At 56.7% G+C, this 2,040-nt stretch carries 1 pseudogene; it reads right to left on the reverse strand.

The annotated features are described in order from the left end of the window. A pseudogene (locus tag HGO92_RS23075) lies at positions 1-2,040 on the reverse strand (hypothetical protein); the annotation flags it as partial.

A 2,040-nucleotide genomic window follows, 5' to 3' on the forward strand; every position in this document is an offset into this window, starting at 1 on the left:
CCGGAACAACTACGTACGGCGTGGCTTTGAACGTGTGCGTCCACTCCGCGGCCGCACCGGCCTCCAGCACGTAATCCGTCTGGGCCTTCGCCGTCACCGTCACCGAACCGCTGCCCGGATGAGTGCCGGCTGCAACAACCTCGTCCCCGACCAGGTAATCAACACCCTTGGTCTCCGGGACCGTGTACGAATCGTTCCCGGTGCCGTCCTCGTCCGTGAACACCACCGGTCCCGGAACAACTACGTACGGAACCTCGCTAAATGTGTGAATCCATTCCGCTGCACTGTCCTCGAGGACGTAGCCCGGTCGTGCCTTTGCCGTGATCGTTATCGTGCCGCTGCCTGGGTACTCCCCGGCGGAAACTGCAACTCCGTCGATTAGGTAGTCCACGCCAGATACAGCCGGAATCATGTAGAAGTCATGACCGATACCGTCGTTGTCGGTAAAAATGACGTCAAGTGGGACTACTGAAATAGCTGCACTGACTGCAACTGTGTCGAGGGTTTGGAAACGACCGGAGGAATTGCCAAGAACGTCATTCACCGGATGCAAGGTAACTTCCCATTGGCCCGGAGCTGCACTCTGCGGGATCGTCACAGTCCGTTCCCACGTCCCGTCCTTCAAATCCCCTGACACAAGGGTCATTGAACCGAAACCATGACTCTGATCCGTACCCACATGGCTCAACTGCAGTATCGGAGCTTCAACACCGGACTCATCCGTCAGACGAACACTGACCTTCACCGTCGCCGGTCCCTCACTGATATTCACCGAAACCGGCGACGCAGATGAAGACACCAGGACCGGCGCCGCAATGTCGGCAGGCGCACCGACAACCTCAACTGTGTCGAGGGTTTGGAAACGGCCGGAGGAATTGCCCAGAACGTCATTCACCGGATGCAAGGTAACTTCCCATTGGCCCGGAGCTGCACTCTGCGGGATCGTCACAGTCCGTTCCCACGTCCCGTCCTTCAAATCCCCTGACACAAGGGTCATGGAACCGAAACCATGACTCTGATCCGTACCCACATGGCTCAACTGCAGTATCGGAGCTTCAACACCGGACTCATCCGTCAGACGAACACTGACCTTCACCGTCGCCGGTCCCTCACTGATATTCACCGAAACCGGCGACGCAGATGAAGACACCAGGACCGGCGCCGCAATGTCGGCAGGCGCACCGACAACCTCAACTGTGTCGAGGGTTTGGAAACGGCCGGAGGAATTGCCCAGAACGTCATTCACCGGATGCAAGGTAACTTCCCATTGGCCCGGAGCTGCACTCTGCGGGATCGTCACAGTCCGTTCCCACGTCCCGTCCTTCAAATCCCCTGACACAAGGGTCATTGAACCGAAACCATGACTCTGATCCGTACCCACATGGCTCAACTGCAGTATCGGAGCTTCAACACCGGACTCATCCGTCAGACGAACACTGACCTTCACCGTTGCCGGTCCCTCACTGATATTCACCGAAACCGGCGACACAGTGGCATTCGCTAGTGTAGGACTACTCACATCCGGGACTGGATTTAAATCGGTGAAGGTATGTTCCCAGGTTGACTGCGCGCCGACGGCGAGAACATACCCATCCTTCGCAACGGCATTAACAGTGATTGGTCCAGTGGCAGCATGCGTTCCCGGCGTCAGGAGCTTCCCGCCCATTCGGTAGTCCACGCCTTCCTGTACAGGAATGCTGTAGCTATCTTGTTCAGTCCCCGGGGGATCGTAGAAGCTGACTGGTTGAGCAACAACTTCTTGTAGCCCCTCCGAGTTAGGAAGGACTTGGAGTTTGGGTAGGTTCAGGGTTTCTGTGGCGTTAATCGTTGTGCCGTTACCAGCTGCATCGGCAGCCCGGATACTAAGATGCCAATCACCAGGCAACGCGCCCCGAGGAATAGCAGCCGATCCCGTATAAACACCGTCCAGTTCATCACCGGACTGAAGATAAAGGTTCCCTAAGAAGTATTCATCCGTGGCATCGTTTCTAAAAGTCACATACGGCCACTTAACGCCCGAGATGTCATCAGTAATCCGCG

The organism is Crystallibacter degradans (assembly GCF_012952295.1).
GTDB classification, from domain to species: Bacteria; Actinomycetota; Actinomycetes; order Actinomycetales; family Micrococcaceae; genus Crystallibacter; species Crystallibacter degradans.